Raw genomic sequence first — 22103 nt, forward strand, 5'->3', positions numbered from 1 at the left:
CGGGGCGAGTCATGGGTCTCGCCCCATCCTTTGCCCTCTCAGCACGGACCGTTGTCGACGACGCGATAGTCGGCGGCACGTGCCTCGCAGGCATTTGGGAAGGTGCGCAGTTCGCCATGACGGCGGGCGCAGACGGGCGCATATTCGCGCGTGCAGAATGTCGGCTCTTCGCTGCCGCCACCGCCGCCACCACCGCCGTCACGGCAAGGGCCGTCGCGCACGATGCGGTAGCCCGAGCGCTCTGCGAGGCAGGCATTGGCGAAGGTCTGGCGGTCACCGCCGCGCCGCGCGCAGACCGGCTCATATTCCCTGGTGCAGAATTCCGGTTCCGGCCGTGGCGGCCGCGGACGCGGTCCCGGCCCGTCGTCGACGACCACGGTGCAGGCCGCAAGAAGACCCGACAGGAAGAGAATGGTAAAACCTTGGCGCGAGAAGATCGTCGCAAGAAATCTCATGAATATGCCTCCCTCGAGAACCCCCGTCCCGGCGCAAAACGCGCCTGTCGATCCTCGCCATTCCCTTGCCAAATGCAACCCCTGTTTGCGGCGCGGCGGAGCCATGCGATACCCCTCCCCGCACTGTTTTAACCTTGGACTATATCAGCTGGACCATGCGTGGCCGGGCTCTGGCTGATGACCGCCAACGGGGCCGGGTTTATCGAAGCGCCTGCGTTGGGATGCGTCGATGGTCGCGGCCCGCGGCGCTATCTTGCAACTATCACGTTTCCGTGCGATAAATTTTGTGTTCGGGCATTTGCGACCCGGAGAGCGGAACGTTTTGGACGACCTTTCCCCGATACTGTGAATCTCTGACGGCCCCGTTTTCGGCGGGGGGTTTTACCATGCGCAAATGCAGGACTGCCGAAGCAACCACCGGGACTTGCCCACGATGCCAGGCGGCGGGCAAACCACAAGACTGACACGGGTGAAGGAGTTTCCCCAATGGCCCAGACCGGCACCGTTAAATTCTTCAACGCGACCAAAGGCTTCGGCTTTATCACGCCCGACGGCGGCGCCAAGGATGTGTTCGTCCACATTTCCGCGATCGAGGCTTCGGGCCTGCGTACGCTCGTCGACGGCCAGAAGGTCACCTTCGACGTTGAACCCGACCGCATGGGCAAGGGCCCGAAGGCGGTCAATCTCCGCGCGGCCTGAACCGGCGGTGCCCGCGCGCCCGTCAGGGCGCGCGAAAAGGCACTTGAAGCGTGCTTGAACCGGCTTTGTCAGCCGACCCAGAGTTTTCGAAGGCGCGACGTTTCCCGTCGCGCCTTTTTCATGTCCGCCGGTGTTGGGCAAAGGACGCTCGACCCGTTCATCGAATGGCTGATCGCCGGCGCGATCGTCTGGCGCGAATTGCCTTGGCTGCAACGATCTATTTGACCTCCTTGACCGTTGCCGGCCTCGCCAAAACTTTCTCTTGCCGATAGCGCTAAAATAAAGGACAAATTTCCATTCGGGCATTTGCCGGCCCGAAACTGACTTTATGGGATCAAAGGGAGCTTCCCATGCCGCAGACCGGCACCGTCAAATTCTTCAATCATGCCAAAGGCTTCGGCTTCATCACGCCGGACGACGGCCAGAAGGATGTCTTCGTCCACATTTCCGCCGTGCAGGCGTCGGGTCTTCCCGGTCTGGAGGATGGGCAGAAAGTGACATTCGACACCGAGCCGGACAAGCGCGGCAAGGGTCCGAAGGCCGTCAACCTGTCGGTCGGCTAAGCCGGCTCAAGACAGTCTGGACGGAGATTGATGAGGCGGAGCGCCTTCCGCGAGCGTGTGGTTTTTGCCGCATGACCTGAAGCATATCAGCAAATTCCGTTCAGCCCCCGTTCAGCCACGGTCTCCTATTAATCGTCCCCAAGGCCGGACCGCATCCCCGAAAACTATCCGGGCCGGCACGAAGGAGACCAAGATGAATCGCATTTTCAAAACCGCTATCCTGGGCGCCGCACTCGCCGCGACCACGCTCGCCACTCTGCCCGCCGCCAACGCCGACGAATGGCGCCATCGCCATCATGGTCACCACAATGGCGACGCCATTGCCGCCGGTGTCGTCGGCCTTGCGGCCGGCGCCCTGATCGCCGGAGCGCTGAGCAATCCGCAGCCGCGCTACAACAGCAGCTATGACGACGACTACGACTATCGCGAAGTGCGGCCGGTTCGCCGCTACTATGCCGAGCCGCGCGTCGTCTATGCCGACCGCTATGCCGAGCCGTGGACCCGCGACTGGTACGAATACTGCTCGGACCGCTACAGGACCTTCAACGCCCGCAGCGGCACGTTCACCGGCAATGACGGTGAGCAGCATTTCTGCACCGCTAATTAGTGCATGTCGCCCAAAAGTGCGTAGCGGTTTTGGGATAACGACCTGCACAAGATAAAGACTCTAGGGCGCGAAGCGCGTAGAGCTTCCCTGCCCCAAACCAAAAGCGCTGACTGCAAGGTCAGCGCTTTTTTGTTGGCAGAAAGACATCGCTAGATAAGGAACAGATTGGTCCGCCTCTCCTCGCCAAAGCGGCCGCCCGGGCCATGGCCGCAGATGAAGCCGATGTCGTCGCCGAGCGGCAGAAGCTTGTTCTTGATCGAGGCGATCAGCGTCGCATGGTCGCCGCCCGGCAGGTCGGTGCGCCCCACCGAGCCGCGAAACAGCACATCGCCAACATGGGCGAACTTGGCCGCGCGGTTGTAATAGACGACATGGCCGGGTGCATGGCCGGGGCAATGCAGCACCTCGAACACATGCGAACCGAACGACACGGTTTCACCTTCGCTGAGGAACCGGTCGGGAACGCAGTTGCGCACCCCTGCAATGCCGTAGAGCTGGCCCTGCTTCTCGAGATTGTCGAGCAGCGGCTTGTCGGCCTCGTGCGGGCCGATGATCTCGATGCCGAGCGCCTCTTTCAATTCGATGGCGCCACCGGCATGATCGATATGGCCATGGGTGATCCAGATCGCACCGGCGGTGATCGCATTGTCCTTCAGCACCGCCAGCACCTTGTCGATGTCGCCACCCGGATCGACGACGACGCCATGCTTGTCATCCATGTCGAACAGGATGGTGCAGTTCTGCTGGAAGGGCGTGACCGGCACGATGCCGGCATTGAGCTGACCCATGATTATCCTTTCGCTGTGTCTCGCGTGATGTAGAGGCACAGGCAGGCAAGGTCCACAGCTCCGCGACAATCTTGATAGGCCCCAAAACAGATATGGGCGGCCCAACGGCCGCCCATATGACGAAGCCTGAGTTTCGAGCAATTCCAGGAAAAGTGTAAGCGGTTTTCCGTCCGGAATTGCGTAAAAACAACAAGTTGGATCATTCGCCGTGAAACGGTGAATGATCCAGAGGCTTATTTCTTCATCGCGCCCATGACCGCACCGATGATGCCGGTCAGGATCGCGCCGCCGCCGGCGCCGCCGACGAGGTTGTCGATGTTCAACGCGCTGCCCAACCCGCCGGTTGCCGCTGCAGCCGCTGCCGGGTCGACCGTGCCGCCGCCGAGCAGGCTGCCGAGGATCGCCGCGCCGCCGACGCCGCCAATGGCGCCACCCAGGATTTTGGTCAACTGGCCCATCGCCGCATTCTTCAGCGCAACGCCGATTGCCTGACCACCGACAACACCCGCTATTACCTGCACAACGATCGCAATGAGCGTGTTCGTATCCATGTACCTAGTCCCTCCATAGCTGCCAGCCTCCCGGGCCGACACCATCATGAGACGCCGAATTAGACGAAAGTCAAATGCGTAAATGCTGAAATAAAAGGGGCGGCCTTAAAACCGCCCCTGCTTGCGAAAAAAGCTGTGATTTCCGTTATTCTGCGGCTATCGCATGCTTAGGCTGCACTGCGGCAGAATAGTCGTTCATCAAAGTCTTGGCGATCTCGCCAACCTCGAATCGGTAGGGGCCGATCTCGGAAACCGGCGTCACTTCCGCCGCCGTTCCGGTGAGGAAGCACTGTTCGAAACCTTCGAGTTCCTCAGGCATGATGGCGCGCTCGATGACCTCAAGGCCGCGGTCCTTGGCCAGGCCAATGACGGTGCGGCGGGTGATGCCGTCGAGGAAGCAATCCGGCTTGGGCGTATGGATCTTGCCGTCCTTGACGAAGAAGATGTTGGCGCCGGTTGCTTCCGCGACCTGGCCGCGCCAGTCGAGCATCATGGCATCCGCATAGCCCTTGGCCTCGGCGGCATGCTTGGACATGGTGCAGATCATGTAGAGGCCGGCGGCCTTCGACTTCGACGGCGCCGTGCGCGGGTCGGGCCGGCGCCATTCCGCCACATCGAGACGGATGCCCTTGAGCTTCTGCGCCGGGTCGAAATAGCTCGGCCATTGCCAGATGGCGATGGCGCAGTTGATGCGGCTGTTCTGCGCCGACACGCCCATCTGTTCACTGCCGCGCCAGGCGATCGGCCTGACATAGGCGTCCTGGAAACCCTGCTTCTTCAGAAGCGTGGTCGAGGCGTCGTTGAGCTCGGCCACCGAATAGGGAATCTTGAAGCCGAGCAGGCGCGCCGATTCATGCAGGCGCTCGGTATGCTCGTTCAGCTTGAAAATTGCGCCGCCATAGGCGCGCTCGCCCTCGAAGACGGCGCTGGCATAGTGCAGGCCGTGGGTCAGCACGTGGATCTTGGCGTCGGCCCATTTGACGAACTCGCCGTTCATCCAGATGAAGCCTTCCAGCTGGTCGAAGGGAACGGATGCCATGGAAACCTCCCGCGGGCGGCGGCCCGCACATCATTGGTGTTGTTGTTTGTTTCGCGACAGCCGCATCGGGCGGCCGGATATCTTGAAGCGTAAGCGGATAATCGAACTCTGGCAAACTCAGGAAGTTCCGGAAAAACCGCGCTCCCTTGCCTTTTCGTTCGCAATCCGCCCAAAAGCTTGTCAAAAATTACCATTGCAGGGAAATTACGTCAATAGTACTGACATAATTTCCCTCTATGGACGGAGAAATGATGACGGATCGAAGCCCAGCTGCCGGAAAACCGATCAAGACGGCGATCACCGACGAGGACGGCATCGACTTCGCCATCATCGAACTGTTCTTCTTTGCCTATCGTGATTTCACCTCCGACCCCGACCAGATCCTGGCCGATTACGGCTTCGGCCGCGCCCATCACCGTGTGCTGCATTTCGTCAACCGCCGGCCGGGGCTGACGGTCGCCGAACTGCTCGACGTGCTCAAGATCACCAAGCAGAGCCTGGCGCGGGTGCTGAAGCAGCTGATCGACACCGACCATATCGTGCAGTTGCAGGGCCCGCGCGACCGCCGCCAGCGTGAACTCTACCCGACGGCCAAGGGCCGCGCCCTGGCGCTGGCCCTGGCGCGGCCACAGTCACGCCGCATCCGTGCTGCATTGGAAGATTCCGGAGCCAGCGAGCGCCCCTTGATCGAAAGATTCCTGGAAGCGATGGTCAATCCGGAACTAAGGGCGCAGATCGACATTGTGCCTGCAAACATGTCAGGGAAAAGCCATGGAGACCATTGAGAGGGTGGACCAGCCGGCGGCGCCGGACGATGACGCGCCGCATCTGCTTGTGGTCGACGACGACACCCGCATCCGCAATTTGCTGAAGCAGTATCTGACCGAGAACGGCTTTCGCGTGACCGTCGCCGGCAATGCCGGCGAGGCCAGGCGCAAGCTCGCCGGGCTGGACTTCGACCTCCTTGTCCTCGACGTCATGATGCCCGGTGAAACCGGCGTCGACCTCACCAAGGCGTTGCGGGAGGAGAAGAACGTACCGATCCTGATGCTCACCGCGCTGTCGGAAACCGACAGCCGCATCACCGGTCTCGAAGCCGGCGCCGACGACTATCTGCCCAAGCCCTTCGACCCGCGCGAGCTGATCCTGCGCATCAACAACATCCTGCGCCGCGGCGGCCCGGCGACCACGCCCAAGGTCGAGCAGCTGGTCTTCGGCCCCTACACCTTCCAGATCGCCAGGCGCGAACTGAAGCGTGGCGGCGAGGCGCTGAAGCTGACCGACCGCGAGCAGGAGATCCTGGCGATCTTCGCCGCACGCGCCGGCGAAACCATCCCGCGCCACGAGCTGGTCGGCGACGATTCCGAAGTCGGCGAGCGCACCATCGACGTCCAGATCAACCGGCTGCGCCGCAAGATCGAGCGCGATCCGTCCAATCCGGTCTGGCTGCAGACAGTGCGCGGCATTGGCTATCGGCTCAGCGTGGAATAGCTGGCTCGCGGCCGAGCGGGTTCAGTTGCTTAGCGTTTGCGCTTTTGACTTTAGGTTTCGCGACGACCGAGCGGATTGCTGGGTTCAGTGAAGCTGATCCAGGATTCCCGAGCTGCTCGCCAGCACCCAGTTCTCGTAAATCTGGAAAGCGATAGCGCCAATCGCAGCTGCCGAAATCGGCACGCCAAACGGCACGACGCCCTTCCTGTCCATATGCTGGACATAGACGCGAAACGCGCCTGCCGGCAGCAGGAACGGATTTACCACCACCACGGCCATGGCCACGGCGAACACCGCCAGCAGCAGAGAAAACACAACAAGGCCGGTGCCGCCGACCAGTAGCGGCATCACTGCCATTAGCTTGACATCGCCGGCGCCGACCTTGCGCAAGATCCAGAAGGGGAAGAACACGACAAACAGCAGGAGGCCGGCGGCCACGCTCAGGCCCATGTCCCACCAGGATCTGGACTGAACAGCCCCCAACAGCAGCGAGCCTAAGCCCAAGCCAAGCAGCAGCAGCACGATGCCGTTGGATATCTTCTGGGTAGTGAAGTCCACCCAGGCAACCCTCGCAAGCAGAGGGATGGCCAACGCCTTCAACAGCAGCGATGCGACTAGCAACATGCAGGCAGCCTACCGCTCTACGTTCTGCACGCTTGACGACAGGAGCTTCAGATTGTTGACCACGGTCGGATCGTTGGGCGCCAGTTCATAGGCCTTGAGAAAATTCGCGCGTGCGTCCTGCAACTTGCCGCGCAGCAGATAGGAATAGCCGACATTGTTGTAATATTCGGGCGTCGCGCCAACCAGCTTTAAGGCACGGCCATAGGCCCGGTCGGCAAGGTCGAAGCGATGGATCCGGTCGCAGGAGGCGGCCAGTCCCATCCAGGCGCCGCCGTCATTGGGAGCCAGTTGCGTCGCCTTAAAGAACAGGGCGCCGGCATTGCCGTAATTTTCCGCACGGAACTGATTTTTGGCCTCGGCAACGGCCTGATCCGAGGCATAATATTCGACGTCGCCGACCGTCTTCAGCCCGTCGAACGCATCACCGAAGGACGTGACATCGCCTTTCGACGGCTCATTGGTGCGAACGATACCGTCCGGGGCGTCTGTCTGGCAGCCGACAAGCACTACCGTCAACAGGCAGGCTGCGACTGCGATAACTCTTTTCATGCAGTTCCCCTCGATGCCCCCGACTCATATTAGGACCAAAGCATACATGCAACTAGAAGAAAATGCCCCTCATCCGAATGATAACCGGCAACATGATGACCATCAAGACAACCGGAAAGATGCACAGTCCCAAGGGGATCATCATCTTGACCGGCAAAGCATTGGCGCGCTCCTCGGCGCGAAGAATTCTCTGGCTGCGCATCTCGTCGCTATATACGCGTAGCGCATCCGTGAGGCTGGTGCCAAGTTCTTCCGATTGCCGAAACAGAACGGCCAGCGCCCGCGCCTCGTCAAGGCCAATACGATCCGACAGATCGCGCAATGCCTCGCGCAACGGCTTACCCGCTCGCAGTTGCAGAGTCATGATGGCAAGCTGGATACCCAGCCATTTGTGGGTTCCCGCCAGTTCGTTACTAACACGCTCCACCGCAGCTTCCAGGCTCATACCTGCGTCCGCGCACGTGATCATCATATCCATGAAGTCGGGAAAGCCGCGACGGTAAGTTTGCATCTGAGCTTTCTCGAAGCGGTCAAGCGCAACACTGGGGACAACCAGACAGGCGAGCCCAAACAAGCCGGCGCCGGCAAATGTAATAAAGCCGGGCATTTGAGGTGGCAACACCCGAGACAGCAGCGTGTAGGCAGCAAAAAAGCCGATAGCTACAGCAGCGATGCGCGACAAGGTATAAATAAGGGGCGCATTTGGCTGGTGGAACCCGGCGCGAAAAAGCTTCGTCTCAAGCGCATTCGGCTCACCCCGCTCCTTCTCAATTGTGCGGAAATAAGCGTCGATCGGCTTTTGTGCCGATATCCTGGCGAGTTGCTCTTGGCCGGCGAGCGAACGACGGTCGACAATGCCCTCTGCCAAAAGGCTTTGTGCGACCAATTTTCTCGTCTGCAACGCTGGTACAAAGACCAGAGCGCAGAACAGAAAGAGCGCCGCCGCCGCTATGAAAACGGCAATCGAAACCAGAAAGCTCAAACCCTGAATGGTGGACAACACGGCCGTGCTTCGCTCCTCAGAAATCGAAATTGACCATGCGATACATGATAAAATCGCCCAGAAGCGCCCATCCCCCGAAAATCATGAATACAGGCAGGATGATCGGATTGTTCCATACGGTCCCATAGTAGGAAGGAGCAGCGAACTGGAGGATAAAGAACATGGCGACCGGGAAAAGCGAGATGATCCAGGCTGACATTCGACCCTCGGCTGAAAGGGCCCTGATTTTCAGCCGGAGCTTTTGCCTCTCCCGCAACACCGATGAGAGATTGGCGAGGATCTCAGTCAGATTGCCACCGGTCTTGGACTGAATCGAGAGCGACACCGAAAGCAGGTGAAGGCCTTCGAAACCCACTCGTTGCGATAACTTTCGAACCGCTTGTTCGATGCTCAATCCGAAGGCGATTTCGTCGGCGACGATGCCGAATTCCGTGCCGAGCGGATCGGGCATTTCCCGGGCGACGAGACCGATCGCCACGGAAGCTGGGTGGCCGGCGCGCAGCGAACGGACGATCATGTCCAGTGCGTCGGGAAGTTGCTTGGCGAACCTCTGGATTCGTTTATTGCGGGCGCGCCGAAGGACAAGAAGAGGCAGCGCAAAACCCACCAGCAGAAAAACGATGAGCGCCGCAAGAGAGGAAAAGCCGAAAAGCAACTTCAGAGCCAGCGCAAGCATCAGCCCGGCGAGGAGGAACATTGCCGCGAAAGCCAGCGGATTGCCCGTGATGCCTGATTGCGTATAGAGTCGGTTCAGCCCGATCGCGCGAAAAACAAAGTCGCCCGATTCCGTCAATCCACGTTCTCGCAAGAGGCCTTGGAGCGTCTGCTCGGCCGGCGCCTCCTCTGCAAGGCGCTTGAGTCGTCGGTTGATCGTGCCGATTCTGACTCGCCGTCCAGCATAAGACAAGTAGAGGGACTCGGCGGCAAGGATCACCGATGCCGCTGCCAGCACATAAATGAAGTAGAGCAAGGTCTGACTTGTCGGCATCAGAGCGGAACCTGCGGATTGAACGCATCCTTGGCGAAATGGTGACCAAGCGTCGCCGCTTCCTGGGCGAACCGCGGACGAACCCCTGTGGCGCGAAAATCTCCAACAATCTTGCCTTCCGGCGTCACGTCGCGGCGGACGAAATGATAGATCTCCTGAAGCTGAACGACATTGCCTTCCATGCCTGTCAGTTCCGATATGGAAACAACCCTTCTGCCGCCGTCCGAGAGACGTTGCGTCTGCACGATGATGTCGATGGCCGAAGCGATCTGCGCCCTTATGGACTCATGGGTCATCGGCATGCCGGCCATGCCGACCATCTGCTCCAGACGCGAGATGGCATCGCGCGGCGTGTTGGCGTGGATCGTGGTCATCGACCCCTCGTGGCCGGTGTTCATGGCCTGCAGCATGTCGAAGGCTTCCTCGCCGCGAACCTCGCCGACGATGATGCGGTCCGGTCGCATGCGCAGCGCGTTCTTGACCAATTCGCGCTGACGAACCTCGCCCTTGCCCTCGACATTAGGTGGGCGCGTCTCCAGACGGCCGACATGCGGCTGCTGCAATTGCAGTTCCGCCGCGTCCTCGATGGTGATCAGGCGCTCGGCGGATGGAATGTAGCTCGATAGCGCATTGAGCAAGGTCGTCTTGCCGCTGCCGGTGCCACCCGAAACCAGGATCGACTTGCGCGCCTGAACGGCAATCCGCAGCAGATCGATCATCGGCTGCTTGATTGAATTGAGCGCCATCAGTCGTTCGAGCGAATAGGGATTCTTCGAGAATTTGCGGATCGAGACCAGAGGGCCGTCCACCGATATCGGCCGAACCGCGATGTTGACGCGGGAGCCGTCCTCCAGCCGCGCATCGACCATCGGCGACGATTCGTCGACGCGCCTGCCAATCGCCGCAACGATCTTGTTGATGATGCGCAGCAGGTGCGCCTCGTCACGAAACCGGATGGCCGTCTCTTCAACCAGGCCACGCCGTTCAATGAAGACACGCTTGTGGGTGTTGATCAGGATATCGGTAATGGAGTCGTCCTTGAGCAGCGGCTCGATCGGACCGAGCCCGAGCATTTCGTCAGCCGTGTCACTGGTCAATTGATCGAGTTCACGAGCGTTCAGCGGCACGTTTCGAGCGCGAACAAACTCCCGCACGATCGGCCGGATCTCGTTCAGGATTTCATCCTTGGACGCGTTTTCAAGGGCCGTCAGATTGAAACGATCGATCAGGTGGCGATGGAGTTCGACCTTGAGCGTTAGGAAATCGTCGCCGCGCGATTCAATATCAGCGACCGGCGAAAGGGCCGGAGCGGCAGGCAGCACAGACGGCTGCTCGGCCCTTGTCGCGGCCTGCAGTTCGCTTGGTCCCTTGATAAACCGCCCCAGCATAATCCCTTATACCCCGTTAGCCCCTATTAGCGGAAACTAAACGTTAACCAAGCGAGGCACAAGCGCCGGAGGGCCTCACGTGAGACCAATACTTTCAACATAGTTAAGGAGTGCTGCCAGAAAAATATCGTTTTTATTTCGACGCCGCACTTTGCCCTTTCCCCAACTTCCCACCTCACGGGACCTTTCATATCGCAACAAACGGAATTCGGGTGAAAAATGTCCGTAAGCCCTTAGATATAAAGGAATATGCTGGTTGGCTAATACGACTATCCTTTTGCCTTAGCTGTGGCCAAATTGTGAATGAATGGTTAAGGACGGTTGAAAATTCAGCCGAATCAAGCTCTTGTCAGAATTCGAATCGCCCTTGAGCTCCCAAGTTCAGGTATTGGAAGGTTAAGGAACTCTTAATCCCGTTTGACTCCGCAATTTCTCGCGACCTAGGATCGAGATGACGGGGGATGCTTGGGTATGGGGTTCATCCTTGGCTCTGTCTCGTCGGGTTGAAACCTCCAAAGGGAGAAATTGGACATGAAGAAGCTCATGACGATGACCCGGCAGTTCCGCGACGACGACAACGGCGCTGCTATGGTCGAATATTCCATCCTGGTCGGCATTATCGCCGCGGCAGCCATTCTCGCGATCCTCGCGATCGGCGGCTGGGTTACAGGTCGTTTCACCGGTCTTTGCACCGCGCTGGAAAACTCGCCAATCGGGTCCTGCAACGGCGCGACCGGCGTTGGCACCTGATCACGTAATAGTACTCAGGCCCGGATCGATCGATCCGGGCCTGAGTTTCATCGCGGCGGGCAAATTGGGGCTTGGGGTTCATGCGTGCCAACACTTTGATTATGATTGTCCTCGCTGGCGTGTTCGGCGTCTTGGCGGTGGTTCTCGCAAACTTCTGGCTGGCCAGTCAGCGTAGCGCGCTGGCCGAGGCTAACGGCTTGCAGCGCGACACTGTGGTGGTAGCGGCAGTGCCTTTGAAATTCGGCGATGCCCTGTCGGCTGACAAATTGCGCGAAATCGCGTGGCCGGCGGGCGCAGTTCCGGTCGGCGCCTTCAGGACAACGAAAGAGATTTTGGGCGGCGAAGGTTCGAAGCAGGCCTTGCAGGCGATCGGCGCCAACGAACCCGTACTTGCCTCCAAGGTCACCGGCCCAGGCCAGCGTGCTACGCTTTCGGCGGTGCTTGGTGAGGGCATGAAAGCCGTTTCCATCAGGGTCAACGATGTGCTCGGGGTAGCCGGTTTCGTCTTCCCCGGAGACCGGGTCGATGTGCTGCTGACGCGCACGGTGCGCGGCGATGGCGGCGCGGACCAGAGTTTTGTCGACGTGCTGTTGCAGAGCATGAAGGTGCTCGCCATCGACCAGGTGGCGGATGAAAGCAAGGACAGCCCGACGGTGGTGAAGTCAGTGACGCTAGAGGCCAGCACCAAGGACGCGCAGAAACTGACATTAGCGGCCGGGGCAGGCCAATTGTCGCTTGCGCTTCGCCAGGCCGCGGCCAGCAAGGGCGAGGCGACCGAACGCGTGACATTGTCGGACCTGAGCGGCGAGACGCCGGCGGATGTCGCGAAGAGGCAGGCCGAACTGGATAAGCAGGCGGCGGCCGACGCCGCGGCCGCGGCTGAGCGCAAGCGCGCCGACGACAAAATTGCCGGATTGACCCAGGCGGTGGACAGAGTGGGAAGCCGCCTCGACGAGTTGGGCAAAATGAAGCCGGCTCCGGCGGTGGTGACGGCACCCGCATCAAACGAAGTCGTAAAGGAAGTTATCAAGTATTTGGAGCCGGCACCGCCGAAGAATGTTACAGTGGGCGTGTTTCGCGGCGTGAAGCTCGAATCCTATGACGTGCCGCGACAGCCATAAAAGGACGCGCGGCGAAGCGGGGGCTGCCGGCGGCAGCAGTTTGGGAGATGGGGATGCAGGGGTTTTGGATGAGGGTAGCGGCGGCCGCGCTGTTCTGTTTGGCTGCGCTGCTGACGTCGATTGCCGTAGCTGAAGCAGCCGACCGCTTCATCGACGTATCGAACCCGAGCGTCCATCGCATCTTCCTGCCGATGTCGCAGTCGGTGACCCTCCAGGTGAGCGCCAATCTGGGCGATATCGTTGTCGGCGACGAGAAGATCGCCGATGCCCAGCCGATGACCGACCGGACGCTCTATGTCATCGGCAAGAGCGCCGGCACCACCACGGTCAATCTCTTCTCCCCGGAAAAGCGCTCACTGGGCGTCATCCAGATCGAAGTCGGCGTCGACGTCAGCGATATGGCGCAGGCGATCCGCCAGGTGGCGCCCAGGGCGCGCATCGAAATCGGTTCGATCAACGGCAAGGTCAGGCTCGGCGGTCACGTCAAGGATGGCGCGACGCTGGCATCGATCATGGAGGTGGTGCAGCAATATGGGCCTGACGCCATCATAAATTCCGTCATTGTCGATGACAGCCAGCAGGTCAATCTCGAGGTCCGCGTGCTGGAGGCCAAGCGCAATGCCGGCCGCGATCTCGGCGTGTCGATCAGGAGCACGAACGGCAGCGGCACGACACGCGCCGCAACCGGCATCGGCACTGTCGACAAGGACAATATAGTGCTCGGCCCGGGCGATCTGCTCACCGGCCTGCTGTCGACCAGCAATCCCTTCGCGGCTCTGATCACCCGCGTCATTGACAGCAACATCAAGGTCGACCTGATCATTGAAGCGCTTGAGGCCAAGGGGGTCGTGCGCACGCTTGCAAATCCCAACCTGACAACGCTTTCCGGCGAGCCCGCCAGCTTCAACGCCGGCGGCGAAGTGCCTATCCGTGTCATCGGCACCGATGGCGAGGTAACCATCACGTACAAGCAATTCGGCGTCAATCTGCTGTTCACGCCGGTCGTACTCGACGACGGCAAGATCCATATGAAGCTGGCGCCGGAGGTCAGCGACCTCACCGGCTTCACCACCGCCGGCGACCCGATCTTCACCAACCGCAAGCTGGATACCGTTGTCGAACTGCGCGATGGCCAGAGCTTCGCGGTCGGAGGGCTTCTGTCGAGCAAGACAACCAAGCTGCAGGAACAGGTGCCCTGGCTGGGCCAGGTGCCGGTCATCGGCACTCTGTTTCGGAATTCGAGCAACCAGAAGGAAGAGACCGAACTGGTCGTCATCGTCACGCCGCACGTCGTGCGGCCGGTGAAGCCCGGCGAACAACTGGCGACGCCGTTCGACAAGACGCGGCCGGCCAACGATCCGGAGTTCTTCGTCCTCGGTCAGCTCGAGGTGAACAAGGATATGATCCGCAAATACGAAACGGGCGACGGCGTGACTGGCCCCTATGGCCACATGCTGGACTTCAAATCGAAGGACAAGATGCTCTATGTCAAGAAATAGCGCCTTGATCGTCATTCTGTGCGCCGGTGCACTATCGGGCTGCGCCGCCGATTATCTGAACAACTATGACACGGTGACCTTGGCCGCCGGAGATACGCAGAAATACAATTCGCTGCTGCAGACGGTCGATCCGTTCAATCCGAACTCGAAGAACACCAAAATAGAGGACGACGGTGCTCGCGCCGCCGGGGTCGCCCAAAGGTACAAGATTCCACCGGCGCCACCACCGGCGCCGAGCATCACGGTCAACGTCGGCAACACGAATTGAACAGAAGGATGCGGTTTTATACGCGCCAGGCGAACGAGGGGTTCTGGCGTCGGGGGTAGTAAAAGGGGTAGGGCCATGCTGCGGATTGTTCGCGCGTTCTGGCGCGACCAGAGAGGACTAGCGCTGATCCTGGTCAGCGTTATGCTGCCGGCGATCATCGGTTTTTCCTTGTTGGCGATCGACATGAGCAGGGTCAACAACCTGCACAATGATCTGCAGAAGGGCGCCGACGCGTTTGCGCTTGCGGCTGCAGCGGAGTTGGACGGGAGCAGTGGCTCCTGGGTGCGCGCCGAACGCGCCATGGCGACGCTTGTGCACAACGAAAGCAATTTCTCGTCCGCAGGCAGGGTCCCAATGGCCGCTGGCCAACCGGGAGGCACACAGCGCTGCAACAGTGCCGGAAGCATCTCTTGGTGCTTCCTCAAGGCCATCCCCCCCTCTGACGGCACCAAGATCACAACAGCCAACCAAGCCAACTATCTGGCCGACAGTACGCCTGCCGTCGGAGAAAAGGAAACGCGATTCATCCAGGTGACAGTCGTTCCCGAAGGGTTTGCCGCAATCTTCCCAGCCTCTTTTGTAACGCCCGGCGCCAGTGACAGCTTCAATGTCGGAGCAGTCGCGGTGGCGGGTTTCACCTCCGGCGTCTGCGATTTTACACCGGTTTTCATGTGCAATCCCTATGAGATGGCGAACGGAACAAACGATGCCGGCGGCTACACGCTTGAGCAGGCCGTTTCCAACCCGGCCGTCCATCGCCGGCTGATAGAACTGAGGAAGGTCGGAAACGGGGCTGCCGCTGGTCCGGGTAATTTCGGATTCCTTGAACCCCCGCAAGGCATAGGAAACGGTGCCCAAGCGCTGGCTGAAACGATCGCGACTTCAACCCCAATCGGATGCTACAATTCCGCGAGCGTTTCGACCAAAACCGGCCAGAATGCTGGCCCGGTGCAGGACGCCTTCAATGTCCGGTTCGGAATAAACGCCAGCGGAAACGCCTTCAACACTCCTGTATACGGTCCAGCCGCGAACGTCCGCAAAGGGGCGATAAAAACCCAAGGAAGCGCGAACCAATGCCCTTCCATGAACCAACTTTCATTCACCGTAGCTGGAACAATGGGCCTTCCGCGGGACGCGACCACTCCGTATCTGGGCGGCCGGATGGGCGATGGAAATTGGAATTTCTCCGGCTACTGGAGCACCAACTTCCATTCCGCTGCTTACCCTGCATCATGGGACACAACAAAGCCAACGCGCTATGAGGTGTACCGTTACGAGATATCGGCAGGTTTGGTGAGCAGCGCGTCAACAGGTGGAGAGATTGGAACCCCGTCGGCGGCTTGCCAGCCGCCTGTCACGACAATTGATCGTCGGTTGATTTATGGAGCGATCCTGAACTGCAACGCGCTAGAAGCAGCGGGCAACGATCTATCCGGCCATAGCACCAATCTGCCTGTCGAAGCCTTCGGCAGTTTCTTCCTCACGGAACCTGTTCCCTCGGCGTCTGACGACGCGTCGGTGATGGTCGAACTTGTCGACGTAACCGGCGGTGCCGGCCAGGGTACGCTTGACAATTTCCTTCGCGACGAAGCCCAACTCTACCGGTGACGCCAATGATAAAAGCGCTGTTCCAACATCTCCACCGATTTCGACGCGAGCAGCGGGGGACGGCTCTCGTCGAAATGGCGCTGATCGCACCGCTCATGCTTCTATTGTCGGGAGGCGTGTTCGAGTTCGGCAATTTGATCCATAAGAAGCTTCTTATGGAAGCCGGCCTGTCGGATGCGGCACGTTTTGCCGCGCGGTGCAACAGTCAGTTGTACACCAAGGCGGGGCTGGCGGCGATCGATTGCGCCAACATCGCAAGCAACATCGCCGTGTTCGGCAAAGTAGCAGCAAATCCATCAACGGATACTCCGCGCGTCAATGGCTGGCAGAAAACCGATGTAACGATCACCATCGCAGCCTCCGGCTCCTGTCACGACGCTGTGGAATCCGGCGTCACCCAATATCGAACTACCACTGCACAAGTCTGCATAGTCAGGGCGGCTGGGACGTTGGCCTATAGTGGCATCGGAATGCTGTCGCTGGTCGGCATCAACTCTGTGACGCTGCATAGCTTTCACGAAGAGCGGTTGATCCGGTTCTGAGCATGATCAAGCGCTTTACAAAATCAGAAGACGGCTCGACGATGGTGGAAATGGCCATTGTCTCGACCCTGCTGTTTACGCTGACGCTGGGTTTCGTCGACTTCGGCTACGCCTTCTATCAATGGAATGCCGCGACCAAGGCCGTGCAGATCGGCGCCCGCTTGGCGTCGATATCGGATCCCGTTGCAACCAGCCTCGCGACTGCCGGGCCGACTTCGTCTCCGGGCGCTCCGGTTGTCGCCGGCGTCTATGGGCCGTTCGTCTGCACGTACACCGCCGGCACAGGCGCTTGCAGCAACGGCGGCGGCTTCAGCGCCGCCAATTTCAGCCGCATCTTTCGCGGCGACACCGCAAACACCAACAGCGACGCCTGTCCCGATCTTGCCGCAGACCAGCGGGCCGGCATGTGCCACTTCTTTCCAGGCCTGCGACGCGACAATGTTGTCGTCACCTATGCCGCTACCGGTCTGGGATATCAGACCCGGCTGGGTGGGCCGGTGCCGACAATCACCGTCAACCTCCAGAACATAACCTTCCAGTTCTTCTTCCTGCAAGGACTACTCGGGTACGCTAACAAAACCATGCCCTCCATGCTAAGCACGGTCACGGGCGAAGACTTGAAGAGTACTTTCCCATGAACGCCATCGACACAAGGGTCCTTCCGACAAAACGAAAGCAGGTTGCGCTGTTTTCGTCGGATGCGAATTTCAAGCGCGAAGTGACGACACGGCTCGATGCGTTGGCGATCTACGACGTCAGGGTTTCCGATACCGGCGACTTTCTCAAGGGTCCGCCCGCCGACACGCGCCCCGGCATCGTCATCCTCGACCTCGGCAATGGCGAGCTGCTCGGCAGGCCGGGCATCGTCGAGGTGCGCGCCCTTTGGGCGGCTGTGCCGCTGATCGCGGTCTCCGACGAGCTGTCGTCGGAGCAGACGCGAGTGCTGGTGCGCATGAACGCTTCGGACTGGCTGCACAAGCCGCTCGACGGCAAGGAACTGCTGAACGCGGTGACCTTCCACGACACAGGCAACCAGGGCACCAAGAGCCGTATCATCACCTTCATCAGCGCCAGCGGCGGCGCCGGCGCCACGACGCTCGCTTTGTCGGCGGCCGAATACCTGGCATCGAAATCGACAGAACGCGGGGCTTCCACCTGCCTGGTCGACCTCGATTTCCAGAGCGCCAATTGCGGCGCCTATCTCAACCAGTTCAACCAGTTCGACCTCGGCGGCATCATCGGCCAACCGGAGAGGCTCGACGTCGAGCTGATGGATGTCATCAAGCTCTCGCGTCCGTCCGGGCTGACGCTCTATTCCTTCGAGAGGCCGCAATTGCCTTTCGAGCCGCAGGGCGCCGATTTCGTGTTTCGTCTACTGGACCTCGTCGCCTACCGGTTCGACGACATCGTCATCGACCTGCCGAACATCGAGACGCCCTGGCACAATTCCGTGCTGTCGACGAGCGATGAGATCTTCATCATCTTCGAACTCAACGTCGCCTCGCTGCGGCAGGGCAAGCGGCTTTACAAGAAGATCCGCGAGTTGCGTGGCAATGCTGTCAGCATCACGCTGGTCGCCAACAAGCACAAGCGCAAATGGTTCGGGAACCACTTTTCGCGCAGCGAACTCGAAAAGATCTTCAAGGCGCCGCACATCAAATCGGTCGCGCTTGACAATGCGCTTCTGGCCGATGCGCTGAACCGTGCTATCCTGCCTGCCGAGGTGGATGGGCGTGCGCGCTTCAACAAGGACCTGAAGCGGATGTTCAAAGAGCGGCTTGATGACGCTGCCAAATAGGTATCGGCCAGGTAGGAATCGGCCAGGTAGGAATCGGATTGGCCCGGGATTGGCCTGCGTCGTGGCCATGGCGCTGGCGATGTCGGTCCAGGATTTCGCCAGCGCGCGATCGGCGCTTGCGGATCGGCCGCCGCTGCCGGCAATGGGGCCTAGCCTGCGCAAGACTGTCGCCTTCGAGACCACGGAACAACCCGGAACGATCGTTATCCGCAAGGGCGAGAAAGCGCTTTATCTGGTGACCCGACAAGGCCAGGCGCTTCGCTATCAGATCAGCGTCGGCCGCGACGGATTTGGCTGGACCGGGGTCGTCAAGGTGGGGGCCAAGACCGAATGGCCGGAATGGCGCCCGCCCCGGGAAATGCGCGCCCGCCAGCCGGAGCTGCCGCAAATGGTGCCTGCCGGTCCCTACAATCCACTCGGCGCCAGGGCGCTCTATCTGCTTCGGGACGGGCGTGACACGCTCTATCGGATACACGGAACCAACGATCCGTCAGGGGTTGGCTTCGACGGAACATCGGGGTGTTTTCGCCTTACCAACACCGATGTGATCGATCTCTTCAAGCGCGTCGCGATCGGCGCAAAGGTGGTGGTTCAATGACCATGATCAGTGAACCGGACATGCCGGCAATCGAGATTGGGACAGCAACCCGGGTTGGAGAGCAGGCTGCCGTCGGGAAACCGAGCGACAAAAGCATTATCGGCGCGGTCATCATCGGCACGTCCCTGATCACCCTGGTGAATATAATAGCCGCGGTTTATCTCTACCGCGGCATCAGCGATATGCGCTTTCTGGAAGGGCGCCTGGAACAACTCGGGACGTTCGAACAACGAATCGGGGGCCGGCTGGACACGGTCAACAACGGTTTTCAGAGCCGATTTGAAAAACTGGACAGTCAACTGCAGAGCAGCTTCGGTGAGATCAACAGGAGCATAGCCCGGCTGGAACAAAACCAGCCCCTTGCCCATGACGACGTCATGTCGAGCGCAGCGGAACCTTCGATGGTCGCGGCCAACGCCGTGGCGGAGGCACCCGCCGCTGTCGATGGTGAAGACGCGACCGAGCCCAGCGTCGTCGATGCGCCGCGTGCTCCGAAAAAGAGAATCGTCGCTGCAGCGCCTGCCCCAAGCCCAAACTACCAGCGCATAGAACAGGCCGACGGCAAGGTTTACTACAAAAAGATCAACTAGCGACGGAAAACGTGGGCTGTCCTAGAGATCTCGCCGCAGAGCAACGAGCCTCGCGGCCAGCGCTTCGGACCGTTGTCGGGCTTCCCTGAGGAAGGCAACATGACAGTAGGCGCATGCTGTCAGACCCAGAACCAGCACAAGGCTGTTCTTCAAGGTGAAATCGACCATTAGTGAGAAGGGAAGGCCCCCGGGTACCGTGAAAGAGGCGATCGTGCTCGCTGTTTCTGTATGGCTGGTGGCGGCGATCATCAACCCGGCGAAAAGCAGGGCGACGTGATTTGCAAGGAAGAAAAAGGCAGCCGACCTTCTTGTGCGGCACGCCGTCCAGCAAACGATCGACGCGGCGGCCAGGATGGAGGCATCAACGACCATCGACGCTCCCAGATAGAGATCGATCTGTTGCCAGAACATCGTCGACAGCGGCCTTAGTTCAAGCCAGATCCACCACATTGTGGGACTGGCCGGATAAGCCCCCAGCAAGAAGGCCGCCATGCGCTCCCCTGCCAGGATCAGCAGGATCAGAGCTGGGAAGGCAAAGAGCATTACCGACTTGCGCTTCATGTCACCCTCGACAATCTGGCATTCAAGATAGATTGCATAGATTGAGCGAGGCTTAACGGAGCGTTGGTGGTCCTGCGGCAGCGCAGCCAGTTGCGATGGCAGCCTGCATGTCAGAAAGAGCCATTCGCCATCAGTTGTTTGGGCTGAGCACGAGCGTCACCACCTTCGGCTCGACTCGTTGCAGACATCGTTGCGGAATATTGGGCCACATCGCCTTGGCGCATCCCTCTTCGCCTGGCGCCGGCGCCAGCGAGAGTTCTGAGCTACGGGCTTCCTCGGCGGTCGACAGGAATACCTGTGTAGCCAGCGCAGTCGCCATGGATACCTGGACGAAGATAAGGGCGTAGGCAAATCGTCTGATCATCCGCTCGTAACGCTCGATCCGCGAAGTGGTTCCAACGCAACGCACCGGTGAACCCTTGATCACGATACTTGCGATTCCGTGCCTGCTGGTCGTCGGCCGCCATGCCACGGCTGTTCCAGAACGGCTCAGCGTGGAATAGAATGCCGCCGACGGTCGCCGTTTGGCCATAGACGAGTGCCATCGACGAGCGACCAGCGGAAGGATACATGGCGACCACGCAACTGGAACGGCCCGAACATGGCGGCTTTGGCGCGCGCATAGCACGCGCGCTGAAAGCCATGCCGCGCGCCTGGAACCGGTTCTGGCGGCTGGTCGCGCTCTATATGCCGAAGCGGCTTTATGCCCGCTCGCTGATCATCGTCATCGCGCCGATGATCCTTCTGCAATCGGTTGTCGCCTTCGACTTTATGGAACGCCACTGGGCAACGGTGACGCGGCGCTTGTCGCAGGCCACCGTGAGCGACATCGCCGCCATCATCGACATGATCGAGACCTATCCGCACGACGGCGACTACGCCAACATCATCCGCATCGCGCAGGACCGCATGCAGTTGAAAGTCGACCTCCTGCCGCCCGACCCGCTGCCCGCGCCCGGACCCAAGCCCTTCTTCTCGATCCTGGACGATGTCCTTTCGACCGAGATCACCCGCCAGATCAACCGCCCGTTCTGGATCGACACCGTCGGCAATTCCAACATCGTCGAGGTGCGCATCCAGCTTGAGGGCAAGGTGCTGCGCGTCTTCGTACGCCGCAGCCAGGCCTATGCCTCCAACACCCACATCTTCCTGATCTGGATGGTCGGCACCTCGCTGGTGCTTTTGACGATCGCCATCCCCTTCCTGCGCAACCAGATCCGGCCGATCCTGATGCTGGCCGAGGCCGCCGAAAGCTTCGGCAAGGGCCGGCCGATGCCGCGCGACTTCCGCCCCCGCGGCGCCGAGGAGGTTCGCCGCGCCGGCTTTGCCTTCATCCAGATGCGCGAGCGCATCGAACGCCAGCTGGAACAGCGCACCGCCATGCTGACCGGCGTCAGCCACGATCTCCGAACCATCCTCACCCGCTTCAAGCTGCAGCTGGCGCTGGCCGGCGGCAAGCCCGAAACCAAGGCGGCGCTCAACCAGGACATCGACGACATGCAGTCGATGCTGGAAGGCTATATCGCCTTTGCCCGCGGCGAAGCGTCGGAAGATGCCGGCCATTTCGATCTCGATGCCTATTTCCAGAAGCTCGGCGAGGAGGCGTCGCTGCACAAGCGCAAGCTGTCGACCGTGCTCGCCGGCGATCCGGACGTGCATGTGCGCCCACACGCTTTTGCCCGGCTGTTGTCCAATGTCGCCGGCAATGCCTTGCGCTATGCCAAGACGGTGGAGATCAGCGCCAATCACGGCCGCGGCTCGCTGGTCGTCACCATCGATGATGACGGTCCGGGCATTCCGCCGGAAAAGCGCGAGGACGTGTTCAAACCGTTTGTGCGGCTCGACGAGGCGCGCAACCTCGACGCCAGCGGCACCGGCCTTGGCCTTTCCATCGCCCGCGACATTGCCCGCAGCCATGGCGGCGACATCATGCTGGACGACAGCCCGCTTGGCGGCCTGCGGGCGGTGATCAAGGTGCCTGCCTGATCCGAGCAGGATCCCGGAAGGCGCCTCGGCCATAAGC

General features: G+C 60.4%; 27 protein-coding genes. 16 read left to right on the forward strand and 11 right to left on the reverse strand.

Annotated elements, in window-relative coordinates; all coding sequences use genetic code 11:
• Window positions 1-38 precede the first annotated feature (38 nt).
• Window positions 39-455: a Kazal-type serine protease inhibitor domain-containing protein gene (locus tag AC04SH_RS15165; protein ID WP_488550996.1), complete on the reverse strand. Its 417-nt coding sequence runs from the start codon at window positions 453-455 to the stop codon at window positions 39-41.
• Window positions 456-941: 486 nt separating this feature from the next.
• On the opposite strand from AC04SH_RS15165, the gene AC04SH_RS15170 reads away from it, so the two are divergent.
• The 3 genes from AC04SH_RS15170 (at window position 942) to AC04SH_RS15180 (ending at window position 2324) form a co-directional block, all read left to right on the forward strand.
• Entirely contained in the window at window positions 942-1154 is a 213-nt protein-coding gene (locus AC04SH_RS15170; RefSeq protein WP_006202520.1) for a cold-shock protein, read from the forward strand.
• A 350-nt stretch (window positions 1155-1504) separates the two neighbouring features.
• Complete coding sequence (locus AC04SH_RS15175) at window positions 1505-1717, forward strand: cold-shock protein (RefSeq protein ID WP_112561038.1); 213 nt, start codon at window positions 1505-1507, stop codon at window positions 1715-1717.
• Between the two features lie 193 nt (window positions 1718-1910).
• Window positions 1911-2324 carry a BA14K family protein gene (locus AC04SH_RS15180; RefSeq protein ID WP_488575626.1) on the forward strand — a complete coding sequence of 138 codons (414 nt, stop codon included), beginning with the start codon at window positions 1911-1913 and terminating at the stop codon, window positions 2322-2324.
• 149 nt (window positions 2325-2473) lie between these two features.
• Here the strand turns inward: AC04SH_RS15180 and AC04SH_RS15185 are convergent, their stop codons facing one another.
• From AC04SH_RS15185 to AC04SH_RS15195, 3 genes are all read right to left on the reverse strand, one after another.
• Window positions 2474-3112, reverse strand: a complete 639-nt coding sequence (locus AC04SH_RS15185) for an MBL fold metallo-hydrolase (RefSeq protein ID WP_488575627.1) — start codon at window positions 3110-3112, stop codon at window positions 2474-2476.
• 233 nt (window positions 3113-3345) lie between these two features.
• Window positions 3346-3663: a hypothetical protein gene (locus tag AC04SH_RS15190; protein WP_477236754.1), complete on the reverse strand. Its 318-nt coding sequence runs from the start codon at window positions 3661-3663 to the stop codon at window positions 3346-3348.
• Window positions 3664-3808: 145 nt separating this feature from the next.
• Entirely contained in the window at window positions 3809-4702 is an 894-nt protein-coding gene (locus AC04SH_RS15195) for a branched-chain amino acid aminotransferase (protein ID WP_477236752.1), read from the reverse strand.
• Between the two features lie 251 nt (window positions 4703-4953).
• Here AC04SH_RS15195 and AC04SH_RS15200 point away from each other — a divergent pair, with 251 nt between their 5' ends.
• Window positions 4954-5487, forward strand: coding sequence for a MarR family winged helix-turn-helix transcriptional regulator (locus tag AC04SH_RS15200; RefSeq protein ID WP_112561176.1), 534 nt, complete (start codon window positions 4954-4956; stop codon window positions 5485-5487).
• Window positions 5474-6193, forward strand: a complete 720-nt coding sequence (locus AC04SH_RS15205) for a response regulator (protein WP_112561043.1) — start codon at window positions 5474-5476, stop codon at window positions 6191-6193. Before AC04SH_RS15200 ends, AC04SH_RS15205 begins: the two co-directional genes overlap by 14 nt.
• Window positions 6194-6277: 84 nt before the next feature.
• On the opposite strand, the gene AC04SH_RS15210 is transcribed toward AC04SH_RS15205, so the two are convergent.
• Genes AC04SH_RS15210 through AC04SH_RS15230 form a run of 5 tightly spaced genes read right to left on the reverse strand, consistent with a single transcriptional unit; the run spans window position 6278 to window position 10745 of the window.
• Complete coding sequence (locus AC04SH_RS15210) at window positions 6278-6817, reverse strand: prepilin peptidase (protein WP_488575628.1); 540 nt, start codon at window positions 6815-6817, stop codon at window positions 6278-6280.
• 9 nt (window positions 6818-6826) lie between these two features.
• Window positions 6827-7366, reverse strand: coding sequence for a tetratricopeptide repeat protein (locus tag AC04SH_RS15215; protein ID WP_488575629.1), 540 nt, complete (start codon window positions 7364-7366; stop codon window positions 6827-6829).
• A 52-nt stretch (window positions 7367-7418) separates the two neighbouring features.
• Window positions 7419-8369 carry a type II secretion system F family protein gene (locus AC04SH_RS15220; RefSeq protein ID WP_488575630.1) on the reverse strand — a complete coding sequence of 317 codons (951 nt, stop codon included), beginning with the start codon at window positions 8367-8369 and terminating at the stop codon, window positions 7419-7421.
• A 16-nt stretch (window positions 8370-8385) separates the two neighbouring features.
• Window positions 8386-9357 (reverse strand): type II secretion system F family protein, encoded by a 972-nt coding sequence (locus AC04SH_RS15225; RefSeq protein ID WP_488575631.1) that lies wholly within the window; start codon window positions 9355-9357, stop codon window positions 8386-8388.
• Entirely contained in the window at window positions 9357-10745 is a 1389-nt protein-coding gene (locus AC04SH_RS15230) for a TadA family conjugal transfer-associated ATPase (RefSeq protein WP_488575632.1), read from the reverse strand. Before AC04SH_RS15230 ends, AC04SH_RS15225 begins: the two co-directional genes overlap by 1 nt.
• Window positions 10746-11276: 531 nt before the next feature.
• Between AC04SH_RS15230 and AC04SH_RS15235 the strand changes: the two genes are divergently transcribed.
• From AC04SH_RS15235 to AC04SH_RS15280, 10 genes are all read left to right on the forward strand, one after another.
• Window positions 11277-11495 carry a Flp family type IVb pilin gene (locus AC04SH_RS15235; RefSeq protein ID WP_488575633.1) on the forward strand — a complete coding sequence of 73 codons (219 nt, stop codon included), beginning with the start codon at window positions 11277-11279 and terminating at the stop codon, window positions 11493-11495.
• Window positions 11496-11596: 101 nt separating this feature from the next.
• Window positions 11597-12616: a Flp pilus assembly protein CpaB gene (gene cpaB / locus AC04SH_RS15240; protein ID WP_488575733.1), complete on the forward strand. Its 1020-nt coding sequence runs from the start codon at window positions 11597-11599 to the stop codon at window positions 12614-12616.
• A 53-nt stretch (window positions 12617-12669) separates the two neighbouring features.
• The gene (locus AC04SH_RS15245) at window positions 12670-14115 is read left to right on the forward strand and encodes a type II and III secretion system protein family protein (protein WP_488575634.1); all 1446 of its coding nucleotides are present in this window, start codon (window positions 12670-12672) and stop codon (window positions 14113-14115) included.
• Between the two features lie 4 nt (window positions 14116-14119).
• Window positions 14120-14383, forward strand: a complete 264-nt coding sequence (locus AC04SH_RS15250) for a hypothetical protein (protein ID WP_488575635.1) — start codon at window positions 14120-14122, stop codon at window positions 14381-14383.
• Window positions 14384-14458: 75 nt separating this feature from the next.
• Complete coding sequence (locus tag AC04SH_RS15255) at window positions 14459-15991, forward strand: TadE/TadG family type IV pilus assembly protein (RefSeq protein WP_488575636.1); 1533 nt, start codon at window positions 14459-14461, stop codon at window positions 15989-15991.
• Between the two features lie 5 nt (window positions 15992-15996).
• Window positions 15997-16533, forward strand: coding sequence for a TadE/TadG family type IV pilus assembly protein (locus tag AC04SH_RS15260; RefSeq protein ID WP_488575637.1), 537 nt, complete (start codon window positions 15997-15999; stop codon window positions 16531-16533).
• A gap of 2 nt (window positions 16534-16535) precedes the next feature.
• Window positions 16536-17171, forward strand: a complete 636-nt coding sequence (locus AC04SH_RS15265) for a TadE/TadG family type IV pilus assembly protein (RefSeq protein ID WP_488575638.1) — start codon at window positions 16536-16538, stop codon at window positions 17169-17171.
• A complete protein-coding gene (locus tag AC04SH_RS15270) occupies window positions 17168-18331 on the forward strand; it encodes a CpaE/TadZ family protein (protein ID WP_488575639.1) in 1164 nt (387 codons plus the stop codon). The genes AC04SH_RS15265 and AC04SH_RS15270 overlap by 4 nt, the downstream gene beginning before the upstream one ends.
• Window positions 18315-18929: a L,D-transpeptidase gene (locus AC04SH_RS15275; RefSeq protein WP_488575640.1), complete on the forward strand. Its 615-nt coding sequence runs from the start codon at window positions 18315-18317 to the stop codon at window positions 18927-18929. Before AC04SH_RS15270 ends, AC04SH_RS15275 begins: the two co-directional genes overlap by 17 nt.
• On the forward strand, window positions 18926-19519 hold the full coding sequence (locus tag AC04SH_RS15280; protein WP_488575641.1) for a hypothetical protein: 594 nt from the start codon (window positions 18926-18928) through the stop codon (window positions 19517-19519). Before AC04SH_RS15275 ends, AC04SH_RS15280 begins: the two co-directional genes overlap by 4 nt.
• A gap of 21 nt (window positions 19520-19540) precedes the next feature.
• Here AC04SH_RS15280 and AC04SH_RS15285 read toward each other — a convergent pair whose 3' ends face one another.
• Window positions 19541-20080 carry a hypothetical protein gene (locus AC04SH_RS15285; RefSeq protein ID WP_488575642.1) on the reverse strand — a complete coding sequence of 180 codons (540 nt, stop codon included), beginning with the start codon at window positions 20078-20080 and terminating at the stop codon, window positions 19541-19543.
• Window positions 20081-20210: 130 nt separating this feature from the next.
• Entirely contained in the window at window positions 20211-20507 is a 297-nt protein-coding gene (locus AC04SH_RS15290; protein WP_488575643.1) for a hypothetical protein, read from the reverse strand.
• Between the two features lie 143 nt (window positions 20508-20650).
• Here AC04SH_RS15290 and AC04SH_RS15295 point away from each other — a divergent pair, with 143 nt between their 5' ends.
• Window positions 20651-22066, forward strand: coding sequence for an ATP-binding protein (locus AC04SH_RS15295; protein WP_488575644.1), 1416 nt, complete (start codon window positions 20651-20653; stop codon window positions 22064-22066).
• Window positions 22067-22103 lie beyond the last annotated feature (37 nt).

It is taken from the genome of Mesorhizobium sp. CNPSo 4688 (assembly GCF_057784295.1).